Source organism: Flavicella marina (assembly GCF_009193215.1).
In the GTDB taxonomy this organism is placed as follows: Bacteria; Bacteroidota; Bacteroidia; order Flavobacteriales; family Flavobacteriaceae; genus Flavicella; species Flavicella marina.
Window position 1 is genome coordinate 319,624 of record NZ_VYVA01000001.1, and the last position, 20,451, is coordinate 340,074.

Consider the following 20,451-nt stretch of genomic DNA (forward strand, 5'->3'; position numbering starts at 1 on the left):
TAATATTTTACAGTTCGTAAAAACTGTTATTCTAATGGACTGCAAGTTATTATATTCTTTCTAATAAGTTTGCACCAATTCAGCTAACTTTTCAACTACTTATCACAGTTAATTATTCGATACAAAACTCGTCTTTCACAACTGTTTTATCGTTCACAAGCGTGTAAAAATACAATCCTGAATTGAGCTGATTTACATGGATTTGTTCGTCATTTTTCACATATTTTTTTACTAATAATTTTCCATTTACTGAAAAAATGTTTAGTTCAGCTCCTTCAGAATTATTTTTGATCTGAATAACATCCCTAGCCGGGTTTGGGTACACATATTTTTTCTGATTAATTTTGATGGCATCTTCAAATACTCCTTGACATTCTTTGTTTGTAGCGACTGTCAATGCATTATCTCCCTCTTTCAAATTCAAAGTAATATGATTATTTTCTGTAACAAATACATCTCCATTTAGATCGATTTTATAAATTTTCCCTCCAACCATATCAAGAGAGACTTCTTTACTTTCTGTCTTTATTTTTGTCTTCACCTCAAGAGCTCCAGGTGCTTCAATAACTATACTATATTCTTGATTGAACTCTTGTTCGCTAGATTTTGAAACAACAACTGTGTAACTTCCTTTTTCTAATGCATCGTATTGATAAACATTCGTAAAATCAGCCGTTTCATTTGTGTTTCCTCCTTGAATCGAAACCGTATAGGTAGCATCAGTTCTAGCAGAAATTGTAACTGAACCATTAGCGCTTCCGAGACAAGATACTCCTTCGGTTCGAATACTCAATATATCATCTATTGATGAGTCTGTTGCGGTGTACCAACCACTACCTCTAGTAGAGGAATAAAACTTGCCTGGAACATTAAAATCAATCGCAATATCGTTCACTCGATCCGACTGACCATTACCTTTATTTATTTTCACCCAACTAGTACCGCCATCTTTCGACAAGAATGTACCTGCATTTCTAAAATCAACTGAAGAATTTCCTAGTGTAGAAAGTAATATAATATCCGTATTATAGCGCGCCACTTCCACTCTGTTCGTCCAAGGATAATCGAATATTTTAGTCCATGTAGCCATTGAATCTTCGCTCACCCATAAACCTCCGTTATCACGTGCTTCATTTTTGAAACCTGAGGTAATATAAATCTTTCCTTCTACATCAAAATGTATATCATTAATACCTGAATTCCCTGAAATTGATTTGGTAGATTCTACTTCAAACCAAGAATCCCCTTTATTCGTTGATTTGTACAAACCACCACCTGTATCTATTACAGTTGCATATAGGGTACTCGGGTCATTTGGATCAAATTTTAATCTTGAAACATCTAATGAACTAGGCAGTCCATTATTAATCATTTCCCAAGTTACACCACCATCAGATGACCTATGAACTCCCCAACCTGTAACACTATCCCCTACCCATTCAAGCTTTTTTGTTGATCTTGGCACACAGAAATACATGTAATTTGGGTTTGATTCATCGATTATCAAACTTAACTGATGTACAGCTTGATCTCCGCCATCGGCTGGTTCAGGCCAAGGCAACGGCACAGGAGTTCCAATGCTAAACCAAGTTTTTCCGCTATCTACTGACTTTAATACCTGTCCTCGTTTGTCTTGTCTAAAAAATGTTGCAAACCAAATTTTTGGATTATTCGGATGTACCACGATAGAACTCACAGAATGTTCTGCATTGGTCAATTCGATAACCTGAGCAGCTTGCGCATTTGCGCGAACATTTTTTCCTTCGTCGTTGGTAATCCACAGACTATTTTCTCCTGAAGGACAGAATACTTTGTTAGGTATCGATGTAGTTTGGTAAAATCCGTGTCCCGGAACATTACTATTCCCTGCACCAACCCAACTTTCATGCGAACCCGTTGCCACATCATCTTCATCAATCCAAGTCAGCCCTTTATCATAAGACACAAAACCAATTTTAGCCATTTGTGTATAGAGAGTTTTACCATCTGCACTAAACTTAATAAAGTTACACCCTTTTCGTTCATAATCATCTCTATTCAACCAATCGCTTTTGTACTGAAAACTAACATTAGTCCCCATAGGATTATTTCTTTGAGAAACCCAATACGAATCGTCAGCCCCATTGTTCCAATTTTTACCATTTCTAAGAGTGACATACCAATGAGATCCACCGTTAGAGCTCCTCCAAATTTGCCCCGGTTTAAAATTGTTTACAGAAGCGTTGGAATAATTATTAATTAAATATAAATTATTAACATCCAGAGGATCTACTGTAAGCATATTAAATCTTTGTGTAATACTTGTTGGCATTACCGGATACAAGTTCTCTGCTTCTTCCAGAGAAGACAAACCAAAGTAATGCTCTATAGATATATAGTAATCTTTTTTTACACCTTGATTATTTTTAAAATAATTCAAATTGATAGCAATATCACCAGAAATATTTGTCCATGTTTCTCCTTTATCCTCACTTTTATAAATCCCTCCTGCTTCATCTTCGACAGTATTTCCATTCGCTTTCCAAATAACGTTACTCAAAACAAATAATGTAATTTGATCTGTATTTTTATCATGATGCATGTCAAATGACCGAATCATATCATGATCAATTCCGTTCGACTTTAACGTCCAAGTCTGTCCACCATCGACACTCTTATAAAAACCGTAGTTGGTGCCCGCGTATACCGTATTTGCATCAACAGGATCTACTAAAATCGTTTCAACTTCCAAACGAGAATCCAATCCCGTATTTATCAAAACCCAACTCACTCCTTTATCAGTACTTTTCCAAATTTTCCCTTGACTTTTAGTATCAACATGTGTTCCCTTTGGTGCAGATTGAGGATATTTTAACCTTCCATAGTCTCTCATTCTTCCTCCTCCTAAAAACCAAATATTATCATCATGCGGACTGACAGCCACACAGGCTAAAATAGCATTTTGAACAGCAGAAGGAGTATTGGTTAGTAGCTCCCATTTATGCCCCATATCTGTTGATTTGTATAATTCTCCACGTCTTTTTCCCGTACAAAATCCCAAATCAGCGTTTTGTCTTGAAAAATCGATAGAAAACATCTCAACTGCTCCTCGGTATCCTGAGTTATAATAGCGAGCATCTTCATCAAAAATGGTTTCAAACGTTTTTCCTTTGTCTACAGATCGATAGGCATTTCCCATATTAGGACTTGTAAAAACGACATTCGCTTCGGTAGGATGTGGATATAATGAATTATTATTCCCGCTCATACCTGGACCAAACTGATACCATTTGATCGCTTGATTTGACACGACGTCTTTCGTTTTTAAGTCCTCAAAAAAATCTTCACTTTTTATTTCAATTAAAAAATCATCAAAATAATAAGCTCCATTTCCAGAATTATTTGGTCGCATTGAAAGCAACAATTCACCATTAGGAGCATCAGAACTCGGAGTAAAATTAGTTGTGTATTTGGTCCAGTTACTATTTGTCAATTTAAAATTAACCTGACCTATTTTACTCCCATCAGCAGCAAACATTTTTATATTCGAACTTGAATTATCCCCTGCAACAATTGCTTTGTAATAAAAAGAAATCACATAGGTTTTACCAGCCTCCCAATTGATTGTTGTCTTTGGTGTCAAATTCCCCTTCTGAGAACTCATATCAAACTCCATATGGAAACCATAAAGTCCAGATTTTTTGGATTCTGTTGTTTTATCATATGCTGGCATGTTAGAATTGAACAATTCCCACTCTGTTTCTAATTGATTCTCGAAACCGCTAGTAAAATTTATTTCTTGTGCATGCACAATGAACGTTGTAAACAATAAAAACACATTCGTTGCTACTATTAAAAATCTCTTTGTCATATAAAATCTTTGTGTTGTAAAGATATATACATGCCTATATAATAACACCTACATATGTTTAATTTAGTATAACAATTCTTGATTTTTGATCTTAAAACACTAACACATTTTTTTCTAGGACATTGCTGTAATCTAAATATTTTTTGAAATAATCTTTTAATCATTGGAACAAATCCTTATTCAGTTGAATCAAAAATCTGTTGTAATTCAAAACAGCAAAAGATCTTTTATAGTCTTAAAACAAATTCTTTTAAAACACAGTACTCTCTGAAAAGAAAACTTCTCTTCCTTTTTCCAAGATTAAGTCCCCACCTTTCAATGTAATTTCATCACTCAAACGAATATCAACCGAAGAAGCTCCAAGTTTAAAAATATAAGTACCATTTTCAACTACCCACTTGTTTTCTTTGTATTGCACCAATTGCTGAGGAGACACATGAAATGTTATTCTTTTCTTTTCACCAGTTTTTAGAAAAACTCGTTGAAATCCTTTTAATTGAATATGTTTCATCGTAGAAGTAGTATTCTTTGGAGACACGTATAATTGTACTATTTCGGCGCCATCCCTGTCTCCAATATTTTCCACTGTCATTGAAATTTCAAATCTATCCTTATCGATCCCAATTTTTGATTTCATTTTTAAATCTGAATAAGCGTATTTTGTATATGACAAACCATAACCAAAAGGATACAAAGGTTTGTTATTATCCGTGTATCCATTTTGATAATTTACCTCTTCTTTCTTTTGAGAATTTGGGTAGGTGACACATAGTTTTGCAGATGGATTCACTTTTCCGACCAAAACATCTGCAATAGCATTCCCTCCCTCTTCTCCAGGGAACCACGCATTTACAATTGCAGCACACCTTCCTTCTAACTTATCAATTACTTGTTGACGTCCTCCGAACAAAACCAAAACTACTGGTTTTCCAGTGCCTAACAATTTTTCTACGAAAGCTTCTTGCTCACCAGGTAATCCGATTCCTTTTCTGCTTCTTCCTTCTCCGTTTAATGAAATATTTTCTCCCATAGCTGCGATGATCACATCACTATCATTAGATATTTTTAACGCATTTTGTAGATTAGGTTGTTCTAAGCCTTCAACGGTCAACAACTTTAACTTCCCCAATCTACTATCTCCAAAACTTTCTTTATCTATTTTCGCTTCTAAACCAGCGCTCCAGTCACACCCTCTTTCATGAAAAATAGTAACCGAATCGCCTAACCGATTTTCTAAACCTTCTTTTAAACTAACTAATTTCGGATTCAAAGGATCGAACTGTTCACTCTTCCAAAAAGCTCGCATCGCCTGGTACGTATAATCTCCCAACAAACCTTGAACGGTTGCAGCATTTGGACCCACCAAAGCTATTTTTTTCACAGAGGCCTTCAAAGGTAATACGCCATCATTTTTTAATAAAACAATAGATTGACAAGCTGCCTCATATGCTAATTCTCTAAATTCTGGAGGATCAAAATCTAATATCCCATCTTTACCTATAATCGGATTCTTTTCTAAAAGTCCTAATCTATATTTCATAATCAATGACCTTTTTACTGCACGATCAATCACTTCTTCCGTCACCAAACCTTTCTTCACAGCATCAAACAATAAAGGATATGAAATAGGGTCTGACAGTTCTATATCTATCCCCGCATTGATTGCCATTGCACCAGCTGTCATCAAATCGGGCGCTTGTTTGTATTTTCTATATACCATCGGAATGGCTCCATAATCACTTACGACCATTCCATCAAAACCTATTTCTCGACGCAACATTTGATCTAGCATCGTAGGGTTTACAGAAATTGGCAAGGATTTATAAACGCCGTAAGATGGCATCACACTTTTTGCTCCTGCAATTTTTATACAAGCTTCATGAGGCATTAAATATTCTTCATATAAAGTTTTAGCATCGTTGTTTTTGGTGCCATAACCTGCAAAGTGTTTTACCGTAGCAGCAACACCCTTTTTTAAATCATCTCCTTGAAGTCCTTCTACAAAAGCAACTCCCATTCTTGAGGTTAAATACGCATCTTCACCATAACTCTCTTGGTGACGATTCCAATGTGCGGTTCGACTCAAGTCAAGCATTGGAGACAACGCAAAAGTAGCACCTGCAGCTCTCATATTTATTCTTGTGGAAGTGGTATTCCTCTTCACCAATTCTGGATTCCAAGAACAACCTATTCCAATTTGTTGAGGAAAAGTTGTAGCTCCCAAAGTAGCAAACCCTGTAATCGCTTCTTCATGAAAAATAGCTGGAATTTGCAACCTAGTTTCTTGCAACAAAAAACCCTGTATCGAACGAACTAAATCTCTTAATTCTTCTGGATTCAAAGCTTGCCCCGTTGAAAATTGACAAAAATGACCAATACCATTTGGAATAAGTTCTCGGCACTTTTCAACTGATAGTTTCCCATCAACCAACAGATCTTTTATACGCATCCCAGTAATCTGAGCTATTTTTTCTTCGGTGGTCATTTTCAATACCAAACTTTCCACCATTGCGTCAATAGTTCCATCGCTATAAGTATTCGAATCAAGAGATTGACCGGATAGTATAATTGAGAAATGCATTAAAACAACACTCAACACAAAATTAATTTTCACCATTAGTAAGTTTTCGATAGTTAAATTTTTCGCAAGTTACACGTTACAATAGATTTTCAAAAAGCATAACTCTAGGTTATCCTAAAATAAATCATTTGTCTTCTAAATCGTGTAAATTGAACATCCAGACAAACTTTCAACAAACATCTTTACCAAATTTTGAACAAAAAAAAACGGAGTGTTAAACTCCGTTTTTTATTATTTATTTGAACTGATCGTATTCTGGATTTATTTTGGCATTTTTAAACCTAGGTCTATCTTTCCACATATCATAAGTCGCTTTAAGTTGAGCGCTTGCTTCTGGATACTGCCCCTTGTCATCAGTTTCTTTTTCCCAAGCAGTCAATACTTCTCTGTGTTTTTCTAAAACACTTTTGTATTCAGGATCAAGTGCTAAATTATGCATCTGATGCACATCTTTTTCTAAATCATACAATTCTTCTACAGGTCTAATACCGAACCAATGTTTATCTTGATATGGCGTTAATTTACCTTCAGCATGTAGTTTTTTCAAATCAGTTACAATCGGTTTTTTATCTCTGTACCCCGCTTGCATCATAGGCCTATCGGGAAAGTAGTTTTTTATGTAACGGTATTTTTTCGAAACTACAGTTCTGATTCTATCGATTGTATAATCACAACGATCTCTTGCCCCAATAATAAACTCTTCTTCTTTATAATTTTTTGCAAATAAATCTCTCCCTACTAAATATGATGGCATTTCAGCACCACCCATCGCCAAGGTAGTTGCCGATACATCTAACAGTGATACCAAATCATTTCTTACGGTACCTGGTTTCAATAATTTTTCATCTCCTTTTACAATTAATGGAACCAACATCCCACCTTCATAACAAAATTGTTTATGGCGTAAAGAAGTATTGCTTCCATGGTCGGAAAAGAAAAATATAATGGTATTTTCTAGTTCACCATCCGCTTCTAACTGTTTCAACAATTCTTCTACTTTCACATCAGAACCTCTATTTGCATTGTAGTGGTCTGTCCATGCAGCTCTTTGCGATTTGATATCAGGAAAATAAGGAGGTAAAGGCACATCATTAATTGCTAACTTTTCACCTTTTCTCACGTACTTAGAATCTTTTTTTCCACCCATCAACTGCATTTGACCAAACCATGGTTGATTTTTATCTTTTCGATCACCCCAATTCCCAACGGTATACGACATATAGTCTACAGCAAAATTTCCTTGCCAACCGTTCATTCCTGCTACATAATCTTCTTTGGTTCCTGTGTCATACATTGCTCTTCTATCATAATGAAAATTATAGTCATCTTTTCCACTATTGAAAGTAAAGTAGCCTGCTTCTTTCATTAATTCCGGAATCGTTTTCATGCCTTTTGGCAAATGGATTCTCAATTCTTCGGGCACCAACTCACCATTTGTATACCTGCTAGATCTATGGTTATGTGTACCCGTGGTAGTTTGCATCATCCCTGTCATGATAGCTGACCTACTCGCAGAGCAAACAGGTGCAGTAGCATACGCTCTTTTAAACAACACTCCTTCACTTGCGAACTTATCAATTGTAGGAGTATGACCTTTGTTGATAGAATCACCATAACACCCCATAAATGGAGATAAATCTTCAGCTATGATCCATAGAATATTTGGCTTCTTTTGAGCTTCTTTTTTCGTTTGAGTACTTGAACACGCAGTAAATACCAACGCACAAATACCTAAACCAATTCCAACTATTTTTTTCATATCTCTATTATTTTGAAGTGATTGTAGTTTTCGCACTTCGCAATCCTTTTGAAGTAGCTTTTAATTTTATTTTTCCGGCTTCACCTTTCTTCGTTCGGATAATTACCAATGCCAAACCATTGTAAACTTTTCTATCAGTTGCTTGAAAAGATTCATGACTTGTTGCATCTCCATTCCCTACTCCTATAATTTCACCTGGACCTTCGATTGTATAGGAGACACTGTTATGTGTTCTGGGAACAACATTTCCTTTTCTATCAATGACCGACACGGTAACAAATGCCAAATCTTGACCATCTGCATCGATGGTTTTTCGATCAACTTGTAGTTTTAATTTACTCGCCTTAGAGGTTGTTTTCACTTTGTCTTCTGCCCATTTCTTACCATTTTTATAAGCAACTACTTTTAATTCTCCTGGTTTATAAACAACATCCATCCAACGTAAACGATATTCATAAGCTCCTTTTTTCTTTCTTCCTAATGATTTACCATTCAAAAACAACTCTGCTTCGTCTCCCGAAGTGTATACAAAAACAGGTGTAATTTCACCCACTCTTTCTGGCCAATTCCAATGAGGTAAAATATGTGCCATTGGCAATTCTGGCTTCCATTTTGCCTGATATAAATAATACCTATCCTTTGGGAAGCCACATAAATCAACAATTCCAAAATAAGAACTTCTAGGAGGAATGTTGCCTCCTAATTTTTTTAACTCAGCTTTCATACGTGCCTTTTCAGCTGGGTCAGTAAAATTCAACAAGTTCGTTTTATCTTTATTATAAGGTGTTGGCTCACCAAGGTAATCGAATCCTGTCCATACAAACTCACCAAAAACATAAGGCAACTTATCTTGTGCTTCAAATTCAATATCTGGTCGATACGCCCAATTCGGAGCAGAATAATCGTAACTACTCACTTGAAAATTACCCCCACTCCCTTCTTTTTTATTTTCTGAAAAAGGGAAAAAATACTCTCCTCTAGAGCTAATCGTTGAAGCTGTTTCAGATCCATATATAGGTAAATCAGGATTGGCTTTATGCACCTCTTCGTATAAATGAGGTTTGTAATTCAACCCAAAAACATCTGCCGTCTTTTGAAATCCATTGGTCGTGGCTTCTGGACGACTACAGCCAAATGTTGTTGGTCTTGTTGTATCTTCATCTCTAATGATATCCGCTAACATCTCTGCCATAGGTGCATCTTGACCTTGTCTCAACTCAATCATTTCGTTACCTGTACTCCACATAACGACTGATGGATGATTACGATCTCTACGAACCATCGCTCTTAAATCTCTCTCATGCCATGCTCCAAATAATGTCGAATAATCATTGTCGACTTTTTTCTTCTCCCATACATCAAAAGCTTCTACCTGAACCAAAACTCCCATTTCGTCACACAACTCTAAAAACTCCGGTGCCGGTGGGTTGTGCGAAGTTCGAATAGCATTGGTACCAAAATCTTTCAATATTTCAATTTGTCTTTCCATAGCACGAACATTAATCGCTGCACCTAAAGGTCCTAAATCGTGATGCTGACAAACACCATTCATCCTCAGCACTTCACCATTTAATAAAAACCCTTGTGTTGCATTGTACTCAATAGTTCTAATTCCAAAATAAGAATCGTAATCATCTATAACTTTATCTCCCTTGAAAACCTTTGTTTTTACATCGTACAAATTCGGATTATTTAGATCCCATAATTTAGGATTCTCAATGGCAACATACCCAATTTCATTGGGTTTAACTCTAATTCTCCCAACAGAAACTGGTGACGCTTCTCTCGTAAATATTTCATGACCTATGGTAACATCTTCAATATCCCCACTGATTTCTGTTTCGATTTTCACAGTAGCTTTTGCCTTCGAAACTTCTGGAGTTGTAACAAAAACTCCCCATTCTGACACATGGATAGGGCTTGTTTTTACCAAACGAACATTTCTATAAATTCCTCCTCCTGGATACCACCTTGAAGAAGCTTCTTTATTATCCAAACGAACTGCTATTGTATTTACTTGTCCTACTTTTACATATCTAGAAATATCTATTCTAAATGAAGAATAACCATAAGGCCATTCCCCCACAAATCCTCCGTTTACAAATACTTTCGTACGAGACATTGCTCCATCAAATTCGACAAATATTTTTTTACCTTGATCTTCTTTCAGTGAAGTGAATTCTTTTCGGTACCAACCGATCCCAGCCCAAGGCAACTTACCCGTTTGATTCGGTAATTCTGCTCGAAACGGACCTTCAATACCCCAATCATGCGGCACATTCAAAACCCTCCAGGCTGTATCGTCAAAAGATGGTTCATCAAGATCTTTAGGCTCATTTAGTATTGAGCCATCTGGCATGGTGCCAAACCTAGCAAACTTCCAATTGTCGTTAAATGAATTGATTTCTCTTTGCGCAAAAGTAGAAATGATTGACAAAAAATAAACGAGTGTTAAAATGTGTTTTTTTTGCATTATGATTGTTTTCTAATTAATTTATTTTGTGATGTATTTTTGATTCATTTTCAAACCAGGCTCATCATATTTTTTTAACAATTCAAACAAGGTAGTTTGCATCTCTTTCGCAACGGTTTTGTATTTTGAATCGTAATATTTATTCTCTAGTTCGAATGGATCTTTTTCAAGATCAAACAGGTAAGGTTTTTCTTTTTTATCAATCACCAATTTATAACGATCGTTTACAGCGGCTACCCACCAACCACCATTCTTCGCAAAATAAGTAATTCGATCAGAATCAATCTTCTTTTTAGAATTTGTAAAATCTTCTGAAGTATCAGTTCCATGGAATTTTGCATCTGTTTGTACGCCCATCATCCCAAGAATAGTTGGAGTAAAATCAACATTTGTATATGCCGTATTAATTACTTTTCCTGATTTTATTTTGTTTGGATATCGGATTACGAATGGAATTCTTGAGGAAGCTTCATAGGGTACCCCTTTGTTTCTTCTATTGTGTTCAAAAAACATATCTCCATGATCTGAAGTAAATATAATAATCGTATTGTCTGTAAGATTGTTATCATCTAAAAACGAAAGAATCTGACCTACACAATCATCAATATGTTTTACCATACCAAAATATTGCTTCAATGCTTCTTTTTCGTTCTCAAAAGATTTTTTATTTACTGCTTCATTATCGCCTCCTTTACCCCACATAGGTTTTGCTTTCACAAAATTAGGATCCATAGTTATTGGAGCTTTGATATCCAAATCTTTATACATACTGCTATAAGGTTCTTTGGCATGATCTGGAGTATGCGGATCTGGAATTGACAGCATCAAAGCGAAAGATTTATTTTTATCTCTTTCTAGAATTTCTAAGGTTTTTTCAGTAAAATAATCTGTTAAATGTACTACCTCTTCCTTTGGAAATTTAGAAACCATTTTATCGTTGATAGCTTTTATTTTACCATTTTTAATATGAAAATATGGAGAATGTCCGCCTGTCATCATGTATCGATTATCGTCGAACCCTGCTTTGTACTTAATATTAAAAGTATATTTTTTGTTTCCTGCCAAATGCCATTTACCAACGTAAGATGTAGCATATCCTGCATCTTTCAATACCGTAGCGAAAGTTGGTATATCTTCACGTAAATGAAGTCCGTTTTTCGGAGCACCTGTCGCTTGCGGATATAGTCCGGTTACTAAAGAAGCTCTTGACGGAGTACATACAGGGGAAGAAGCGTAATAGCTGGTACATATTGCACCTTCCGATGCTATTCTATCTATATTCGGAGTATGCACATTATTGCCTTTCCCCCAAACAAAAGCTTGGTCTTCCGGCAATAATTTTTGATAACAACTCAAGGTTCTAAAATTATGTTCGTCCGTATGAACGATAATTAAATTCGGTTTATCTTGAGAAAAAACTTGTAGTTGACTAAGTACAAGAAGTAAAAATAGTTTTAAATGAATTAACTGAGTAAAATTGCTCATCATTGATTTATTTTAGTTTAGATATATCTCTTTTTAATGCTGGATCCGCATCTGCATCCACATAATTTTTTGGTTTTGGAAAATGAATTCGCTTGGCTTTTACCCTATATTTCGGGATCCATTTTTTGAACTCTAAAATTGTTTCACGGTAACTTTTGATAGAAACTAGATTATTCCATTCTTTAGGATCATTTTTCAAATCATAAAATTCTTCGATTCCATTGAGGTATTGGATATAATGCCATCTTTCCGTCAAAACAGATGTTCCTGATTCTGAAATTGTAATTCCAGGGTAGTCCCAATTATGTCTAGGATTGTCTAATAACATAGAAAAATCATGACCATCAATTTCTTTTGAAGGCAAACCACACAGATTTATCAATGTAGGAAACATATCAATTAAATTAACAGGAGCAGGACAATAAACTTTTTCATCCATCTTTGGCAAACGCACTATAAAAGGTGGTTTTACTGCTTCAGACCATAACGTGTTTTTTAAATACCTCAGTTTTTCACCAAGATGCCAACCATGATCTCCCCAAATCACAACAATAGTATTTTCTGCCTTCCCACTTTCTTCTAAGGCATTTAAAACGATACCTAAACACGTATCCACATAATTAACATTTGCCAAATATGCTCGTGTTGCTTCTTTTTCTAATCCATGTTTTTTTATCCATTTGTATTCTTCTGTAGGATGAAAAGCCAACTGCCCATTTGGTTTTAAAATATCTTGTAGGTCATTATTATAAATCTCAGGAACTTCAATAGTTTCTAAATCAAATTTGTCAAAAAATTCGCTTGGAACAAACCACGGCAAATGTGGTTTTATAAAACCTACTCCCATAAAGAAGGGTTTATCTCTTTCTTTTTTTAACTGATCACTCGCCCACTTTGCTACTCTATAATCTACAGTTTCTTCAAAATTACTTTTCGTCGGCCCCCAGCTTAATTTTGCTTTTGCCTTAAATTCAGGCGATTTTTCACCTTTGATAATTCCTTGTTTTGCACTAGTAACATAATTAGGGTCGGCATTATCTTTCACATACCTTCTTGATCTCGAAAACTCATCAAATGCCCAATGACCAAAATCAGTACCGTGTTCAGTTGCATGCTTATGAAATATCTTACCATCAGCCAATGTATGGTATCCATTTATTGAAAAGTATTCTGGCAACGTTGCATTTTCTTTTACCAAGTCGGTATAAATCATGTTTGTACCATTTCCATAAACTCCTGTTTTGTTTGGCATAAAACCAGATAGAATTGCAGATCTAGAAGGACCACAAACAGGTGCAGGACATACAGCATTATTAAAAATAACTGCCCCTTTATCACAAAATTTATTCAGATTTGGTGTGATTGTTTGATTATTACCACGCAAAGGTTCAATCCAATCATTTAAATCGTCTATCGCAATAAATAATACATTAGGTTGTACTGAGTTCTGCGCTTTTCCATTATCATGTAATATCACCAAAAAAAATACAAGTATGTAAATAATCCTTGTCATATAAAGTCACTATTTTCAGTAAAACTAAACAAACAAAAGACCAAACTTGTCATTATGAGTTAATCACATGTACTCGAAAGTAAATCAACTCAAAATTAAGCCGCTTTTGCGTTCAAATGTTTTTTACTTTTTAACAACACCACCCAGGTTGATAACAAAAGTGCAACAAGTAGCGAAACAATAACAGATATCACATACGAAAGCGCAAAACCTTCTGGCGATACAAGTATGTATGCCGCAACAACCATTGTCATAAACGCTGAGGGAATTAGCAAAAACCAATACTTGGCTCCACGCTGTCTCATATAAACTGTAGCTGCCCATAATACAATCGTTGCAAGAACTTGATTCGACCAACCAAAATACCTCCAAATAATGGCAAAATTAACTTTCGTTAAAACAAATGCTAATACAAACATTGGAATCGTCACCCATAGTCTTTTCAACAATTTACTTTGATCTATATTGAAAGAATCCGCAATTGTAATTCTCGCACTTCTAAAAGCAGTATCACCCGAAGTTATAGGTGCGGCAACAACACCAAAAATTGCAAGTATCCCACCTATTTTTCCTAGCATAGTATTGCAAATTATATTTACTACCCATGCTGCATTATGACCTTCAACAGCCATTGTTTCTGCCAATTTTTCGATTCCTCCGAAAAACGCCATCGCTACGGCCGCCCAAATCAGAGCCACAATACCTTCAGTTATCATTGCACCAATAAAAACTTTTCTACCATCCATTTCGTTAGAAATACATCTCGCCATCAAAGGAGATTGCGTCGAATGAAAGCCAGAAACCGCACCACATGCAATTGTCACAAACAACATTGGAAACAACGGATATTTCTCAGGGTTTTCATGCATATTTCTAAAAGTACCCAAAGTCAATTCGGGTACGGTATAGTCGCCGAAAACCAATGTAAAGAACAACCCTACTGCCATTACCAAAAGACACATTCCAAAAAACGGGTATATTTTACCAATTAATTTGTCTATTGGTATCAAAGTAGCCAATAAATAATATAAAAAAATACAACCGATTAAAATAGAAACATTAAAACCAGTTAGCTCTTGAAGAATTGAAGCTGGTCCTTTCACAAAAACCACTCCAACTAAAATCAACAAACCTATCGAGAAATAGCGCATAAATTGACGCACCCCTTGACCGAGATACCTTCCTACTATTTCAGGAATACTTTGACCTCCATGACGCATTGAAAGCATCCCAGAAAAATAATCGTGAACGGTACCAGCGAAAATACAACCAAATACAATCCATAAAAATGCGGCAGGCCCCCACAATGCCCCAGCAATTGCGCCAAATATTGGTCCTAAACCAGCAATATTTAAGAATTGAATCAAAAATATTTTACTGAGTTTCAATGGCATAAAATCTACTCCATCTTGTTTTGTAATAGCAGGTGTTTCCCTGGATACATCAGCACCAAAAGTTTTTTCAACAAACCTTCCATAAACAAAATAACCTGCAACTAATACTCCAATACAAATGAATAACGTAATCATAACAAAATTTAGAATTTGACGCGTAAATATAATGGATTCTTACTTAGTAAGTATTGTTACCATGCAAGACTAAAACACTAAGATTGGATATTATTTTTCAAGTAACTGCTCTGGACCAAAGCTTGGGACCGCTTTCTTTTCCCATTTTGCAAGATCTTTTATCAATTTCTTTTCTATTTTCAATCCCTTACCCATCAAATCATTTTCTTCACTTCTATCTTGTACTACATTGTAAAGCTGGTATTTTCCGGAGTGGTATTTGATTAACTTGTAATCACCATTTGTAATAGAAGCATACTGATCTTCATAACTACGAAAACCAAATAGATTTCTATTTTTTATACCTCTGCCTTCAATAATTGGTAATAGACTAACTCCTTGAATTTGTTTATCACGACACTTTTTACCCGAAGCGATTTCAACTAATGTAGGATATAAGTCAATTGATTGAACGGGAGTATGACATACTGTGTTGGGAGTTGTAACTCCAGGATAATAGATCATGAAAGGAACTCTCGCTCCACCTTCGGCAAGCGTATCTCCTCCTTTTTTCCCACCTCTTAAAGGAGCATTTGAATAGGCACCTCCTTGATCTGAAAGCACGATAATAATCGTATTATCTGCAATTCCTTTTTCTTTTAAAGCTGCTCTCACCTTACCTACTGATTCATCCATCGCCTCTACCATCGCATGATGATGTGCATATTTTCCTGTGATTCCTTTGTCTTGGTACTTTTTCAACAAGTCCTTTCTCCCCACAGAAGGTCCATGAACAGAATAGTACCAAAAAGACAACATAAATGGATCGGCTTTGTCATAGGTTTTGATAAAATCGACCGCTCCATCGGTTAACACATTTGTCAAATAATCACCTTTTGTATATGCCGCCATAAAATTGTTTGGATCTCCTCCCTTAAAAAACGGATAGTAATAACTTTTTGGATGCCCATGATCTGTTACTCCAAATTCAGCATCAAAACCTTGATCGATTGGATACCTACCTTGATGCCCCAAATGCCATTTTCCAACAAACATATTGTAATACCCATATTCTTTCAATCGCTCAGCATAAGTAACCTCCTCTAATGGCAAATAATTCAACGAGGGCATTTGAACTGGGTCTTTTGGCCAAGAACCAAATTTTGCATCTGGGTTCTTTGGATCTAAATGAATATGACGCACCATTTGAAGTCTGACAGCTTCTTTACCCGTTAACAACGACAAACGACTCGGACTGCAAGTTGGGGTTGGAATATAAGCTCTTTCAAAATCTAAAGATTCTGTTTTTAGTTGATCTAAATTTGGCGTTTGAAAAGAATCATTTCTATAGCCTATATCATTCCAACCGTAATCATCTACAAAAAGTAAAACTATGTTCGGTTTTTTTTGAGCCATTAAGGACACAGAGACTAAGGCAATTAGAGTGAAGAGAATATTTTTCATTATTATATTTTTATGATACACGAAGAACAGAAAAATAAATACTTTTTCTGTTCTTCAGAGTTTATTATACGTCTTACAGCGTACATAACGATTTACAATCGCTGATTTTTTTTTAAGAATTCATCTCCACGATTAACGTTCTTGCGAAAGTTATAGCACCAGATTTTACATGCACCACATAGTGCCCTGATTTAATTTTGTTATTCATTTCAAACTGAACCGAACCATTATCGGAAACAGCAATATTCATTTCTTTTTGAAGCAATCGTCCTTGTTGGTCAAAAATCGTAACATCAATTGGGTCATAAACTTCTGAATTAAACCCTATCGAAAGACTTAATTTGTCAGTTGGATTTGGGTACACATAACCAGAAATAGTTTCATCTTCCCATACATTAGTTACAGCTAAAGAAGACGGAAACGTTTTGTTCCAGTTTGGCATATTATTATTTTGCCAATTTGTTTCTAGTGAAGGATTATCGAAAAACAACGGTTGAATATGAGTTTTAGACCAGTTATAAGCTTCTTCAATCATTTCTTCCATAATATCAGCATTTGAAGAACTAACATCTGTAGTTTCACCAATGTCATTTGTAATATTGTAAAGCTGAAACACTCCATTCCCTGCACTGTATAATTTCCATTGGTCTTTTCGAACACCAATTCTATTATTTGTTGCCGTATGGCGCATTGCAAAAATAGGTTTACCACTACGAGCATTTGTATTCGCCACTACATCGTCAAGGATATCAATACCATCTATAACTTTTGAATTTGGAATTGTTGCACCTGCAAGATTTGCAAACATAGGATAAAAATCCAAAGCAGATACAGGGTAATCGTACACGGAACCCGCAGGTATTTTAGCAGGCCAGTGAAAAAACATCGGAACTCTAAAACCACCTTCAAAAGTATCTCCTTTTGCTCCTCTAAGTGGTGTGTTATTACCCATTCCTATATTATCGGTTCTACCACCATTATCACTCAAAAAAACAATCAAGGTATTGTCAAATTCTCCATTTGCTTTTAATGCATCTACCAACTCTTTGACTCCTCTATCTAAAGAGTAAACCATCGCAGCATAGATATGTCTTCTATCGTTCGTATAAGAAAAATTATAAGGAGCTGCACTCAACGCATCTTTATCAGATTGTTTCGCTTCAATAATACTATGTGGAGCGTTGTAAGACATAAACAACATAAATGGTTCATCGTCATTTGCTTCAGCATTTTGAATAAATTCAACTCCTTTTGTTGAGAATAAATCTGTGATATATAAATCACGTGGTTCATTCGCCAATCCAAAATTTTCACGCAACGGTCGTAAATAATCCCAATTTTGTCCGTTTGCATGCGCATCTAAATATTGAGACGTAAAATACTTATGTCCGCCTCCCAAAAAGCCGTAGAAATAATCAAAACCTCTATTATTTGGATGATACTGTTCCTCTTCTCCTAAATGCCATTTACCAATCAAACCTGTATTGTAATCAGACTCTTGTAAAACTTTACTAAAAAACTTCTCATTTGTATCTATTCCGTCAGGTGTATCTTGAGGCAAATTAAATTGAGACCCCAACGCATGTGGATACCTACCTGTTAATAAACCTGCTCTACTTGGACCACAAAATGAATGTGCAACATATGCTGAAGAAAAAATTGTTCCATCCGTTGCAAGTTTATCCAAATTCGGAGTTGCAACATCTGTTCCTCCATTGAACCCGACATCTGCATACCCTAAATCATCAGCTAAAATGAAAATAATATTGGGTCTTAGTGGTGGATCTGAGGCAAACGTCGTTTGTATTGATACAATCAATAGTGTTATTACTGAGATAAAACTTTTAAAGGTCATAATGATATAATTATATTTTAAGCTAATTTGAACTGTAAATTTACAAGGATGACAAAGTGAAAAATAAACTTATATATTCCTATATGTGTAAAAATTAATCCTTTTTAACCAAAAAAGAGTCAAAGCTATCTAAAGCTTTGACTCTACATGAATGTATTTTTAGAATTCTATAATCCCATTACTACAACAGCAACTATAATTACAGCAACTCCCAATAACATAATATTAAAAGGCTTTTTAGCTCCATCCCACTCTTTGTTCATATAAGACCAAACATTACCAACAATAAGAGATAATCCAAGCATTATTGGCCATGCAATAACTTTCCCTATTTCTCCCATTAATGTTGCTCCTTGTCCGTAAATACCTAAAGCCCCAAACCATAATATTGCAGCTACTATTGACCACATATATGCTTTGCCTGCATTCGGAGTGCTAAAAGAGCTCCAAGTATTGTTTTTAAATAATAAAAACAAAGCATACAACGCATTGATTGCGAATCCACCCCAAAGCACAACAACCCAAATTGCCAAGCTACTGTTTCTAGAAATCGCTCCTGCATCTTGAGCTATTTTACCAATGGCACTACCTTCAGCAAAACCTACAGCTAAAAATGCTGATAAAAACCCACTTAAAATTGCAATAACTAACCCTGCTTTTAAGTTGATTTTTTGTTCTGAACCACCTGCTTGTAATTTATCTTTTTGCACACCTGCATATGCAGTAAGTGCAACACCGATCAACATAATTACAACTCCTCCATAGATATATGGCAAATGCGGAGCCATTTCTTGATATCCTGCATCATCCGCAGTAAATAAAGGAATCAAACCACCAGCAGCAGAACAAACTCCCATTACAATACCATACGTCAAAGAAATCCCAATAAAAGGAACACTTTTCCCAAACATAATTCCACCAACTCCCCATAATGCACCGAAAGCCATGGCAGTAAGAATTACATTTGAAGGGGCACTTGTAACAACTGTGAACAAATCTGGAGTTACAAAATAAGCCCAAGCTGTTGGCAATAATATCATCGCAAAAATCGAATGAACGAGCCACCAAGCCTCCCATTTTAAAGGTTCCATAAATTTCATTCCAAGCCCAAAAGAACCTTGAAATACACTAGCAACGATTACTAGTAAAAATGGTAAAAACATAGTTGATTCCATACTGTTTTGATTAAGTTTAGTTTAATTAATATTATTTTACTTGTGAAGTAATTTCTTTAAAAGCATTCATTACAATTCCAACATCCACTGCATAAGAAATGTATTGAACACCAATTTCTTTCCACATTTTAGCTTTTTCTGGAGACTCAGTAAACGTTCCTACAGATTTTCCGTATTTTTTGGCCGTTTCGACGGCAGCTTTCATTGCATCCACAACTTTAGGGTCATTTACTTGACCCGGAACACCACAAGATTGAGACAAATCGTAAGGACCTAAAAATATAACATCAATCCCATCTACTTGAACAATTTCTTCAAGGTTTTCTATCCCCTCCATACCTTCGATATGAATTATTGTAGTGACAGAGTCATTTGCTTTACCAAAATGATCTGCGCCTGAAATATTAGTATATTCTGCAGCACGTACATAGCGACACATTCCTCTTTCTCCTTTCGGATAAAACTTTGTAGATTTTACTAATTTATCTGCGTCTGCTTTGGTACATATTTGAGGTACTTGAATACATTTCGCTCCGATATCTAACGTTCGTAGAATCAGCGTTTCTGAATTTTCAGTAACACGCACCACTGGTGTAATACCTTTAGCTTCTGCTGCTCTAATCATATTCTGAGCAGATTCAATGCTATAAGGCCCATGCTCCATATCAATGATTACAAAATCAAATCCACTAAACGCGGCAATCTCAACAATTGCTGGGTCTTGCAATTTGCAAAACGGTCCGACAAGTGTTTTTCCTTCACCTAAACTTTTTTGTAAGTTATTCATA

The 20,451-nt window shown here is 35.5% G+C and carries 11 protein-coding genes; all 11 read right to left on the bottom strand.

Annotation, left to right across the window (positions count from 1 at the left end; all coding sequences use genetic code 11):
• Window positions 1-112: 112 nt before the first annotated feature.
• Window positions 113-3,850, bottom strand: a complete 3,738-nt coding sequence (locus F6P99_RS01270) for a VPS10 domain-containing protein (protein WP_152285631.1) — start codon at window positions 3,848-3,850, stop codon at window positions 113-115.
• Window positions 3,851-4,100: 250 nt separating this feature from the next.
• Complete coding sequence (locus F6P99_RS01275; RefSeq protein ID WP_152285632.1) at window positions 4,101-6,467, bottom strand: glycoside hydrolase family 3 N-terminal domain-containing protein; 2,367 nt, start codon at window positions 6,465-6,467, stop codon at window positions 4,101-4,103.
• A 199-nt stretch (window positions 6,468-6,666) separates the two neighbouring features.
• On the bottom strand, window positions 6,667-8,190 hold the full coding sequence (locus F6P99_RS01280) for a sulfatase family protein (protein ID WP_152285633.1): 1,524 nt from the start codon (window positions 8,188-8,190) through the stop codon (window positions 6,667-6,669).
• Between the two features lie 7 nt (window positions 8,191-8,197).
• Window positions 8,198-10,663, bottom strand: coding sequence for a beta-galactosidase GalB (galB, locus tag F6P99_RS01285; RefSeq protein WP_152285634.1), 2,466 nt, complete (start codon window positions 10,661-10,663; stop codon window positions 8,198-8,200).
• A gap of 21 nt (window positions 10,664-10,684) precedes the next feature.
• Window positions 10,685-12,151, bottom strand: a complete 1,467-nt coding sequence (locus tag F6P99_RS01290; protein WP_152285635.1) for a sulfatase family protein — start codon at window positions 12,149-12,151, stop codon at window positions 10,685-10,687.
• A 4-nt stretch (window positions 12,152-12,155) separates the two neighbouring features.
• A complete protein-coding gene (locus F6P99_RS01295; protein ID WP_152285636.1) occupies window positions 12,156-13,661 on the bottom strand; it encodes a sulfatase in 1,506 nt (501 codons plus the stop codon).
• A gap of 95 nt (window positions 13,662-13,756) precedes the next feature.
• Window positions 13,757-15,190, bottom strand: a complete 1,434-nt coding sequence (locus tag F6P99_RS01300; protein WP_152285637.1) for a carbon starvation CstA family protein — start codon at window positions 15,188-15,190, stop codon at window positions 13,757-13,759.
• Between the two features lie 90 nt (window positions 15,191-15,280).
• Entirely contained in the window at window positions 15,281-16,633 is a 1,353-nt protein-coding gene (locus tag F6P99_RS01305) for a sulfatase (protein ID WP_193315969.1), read from the bottom strand.
• Window positions 16,634-16,745: 112 nt separating this feature from the next.
• The gene (locus F6P99_RS01310; protein ID WP_152285638.1) at window positions 16,746-18,488 is read right to left on the bottom strand and encodes a sulfatase-like hydrolase/transferase; all 1,743 of its coding nucleotides are present in this window, start codon (window positions 18,486-18,488) and stop codon (window positions 16,746-16,748) included.
• 167 nt (window positions 18,489-18,655) lie between these two features.
• Window positions 18,656-19,663 (bottom strand): L-rhamnose/proton symporter RhaT, encoded by a 1,008-nt coding sequence (locus tag F6P99_RS01315; protein WP_152285639.1) that lies wholly within the window; start codon window positions 19,661-19,663, stop codon window positions 18,656-18,658.
• A 31-nt stretch (window positions 19,664-19,694) separates the two neighbouring features.
• The gene (locus F6P99_RS01320) at window positions 19,695-20,450 is read right to left on the bottom strand and encodes an HpcH/HpaI aldolase family protein (RefSeq protein WP_152285640.1); all 756 of its coding nucleotides are present in this window, start codon (window positions 20,448-20,450) and stop codon (window positions 19,695-19,697) included.
• Between the last annotated feature and the right edge of the window lies 1 nt (window position 20,451).

Coding starts and splice junctions, on each gene's coding strand:
- F6P99_RS01310 (WP_152285638.1), bottom strand. CDS start 18,488: ATGACCTTTAAAAGTTTTATCTCAGTAATAACACTATTGATTGTATCA.
- galB (WP_152285634.1), bottom strand. CDS start 10,663: ATGCAAAAAAAACACATTTTAACACTCGTTTATTTTTTGTCAATCATT.
- F6P99_RS01295 (WP_152285636.1), bottom strand. CDS start 13,661: ATGACAAGGATTATTTACATACTTGTATTTTTTTTGGTGATATTACAT.
- F6P99_RS01300 (WP_152285637.1), bottom strand. CDS start 15,190: ATGATTACGTTATTCATTTGTATTGGAGTATTAGTTGCAGGTTATTTT.
- F6P99_RS01315 (WP_152285639.1), bottom strand. CDS start 19,663: ATGGAATCAACTATGTTTTTACCATTTTTACTAGTAATCGTTGCTAGT.
- F6P99_RS01320 (WP_152285640.1), bottom strand. CDS start 20,450: ATGAATAACTTACAAAAAAGTTTAGGTGAAGGAAAAACACTTGTCGGA.
- F6P99_RS01275 (WP_152285632.1), bottom strand. CDS start 6,467: ATGGTGAAAATTAATTTTGTGTTGAGTGTTGTTTTAATGCATTTCTCA.
- F6P99_RS01270 (WP_152285631.1), bottom strand. CDS start 3,850: ATGACAAAGAGATTTTTAATAGTAGCAACGAATGTGTTTTTATTGTTT.
- F6P99_RS01305 (WP_193315969.1), bottom strand. CDS start 16,633: ATGAAAAATATTCTCTTCACTCTAATTGCCTTAGTCTCTGTGTCCTTA.
- F6P99_RS01280 (WP_152285633.1), bottom strand. CDS start 8,190: ATGAAAAAAATAGTTGGAATTGGTTTAGGTATTTGTGCGTTGGTATTT.
- F6P99_RS01290 (WP_152285635.1), bottom strand. CDS start 12,151: ATGATGAGCAATTTTACTCAGTTAATTCATTTAAAACTATTTTTACTT.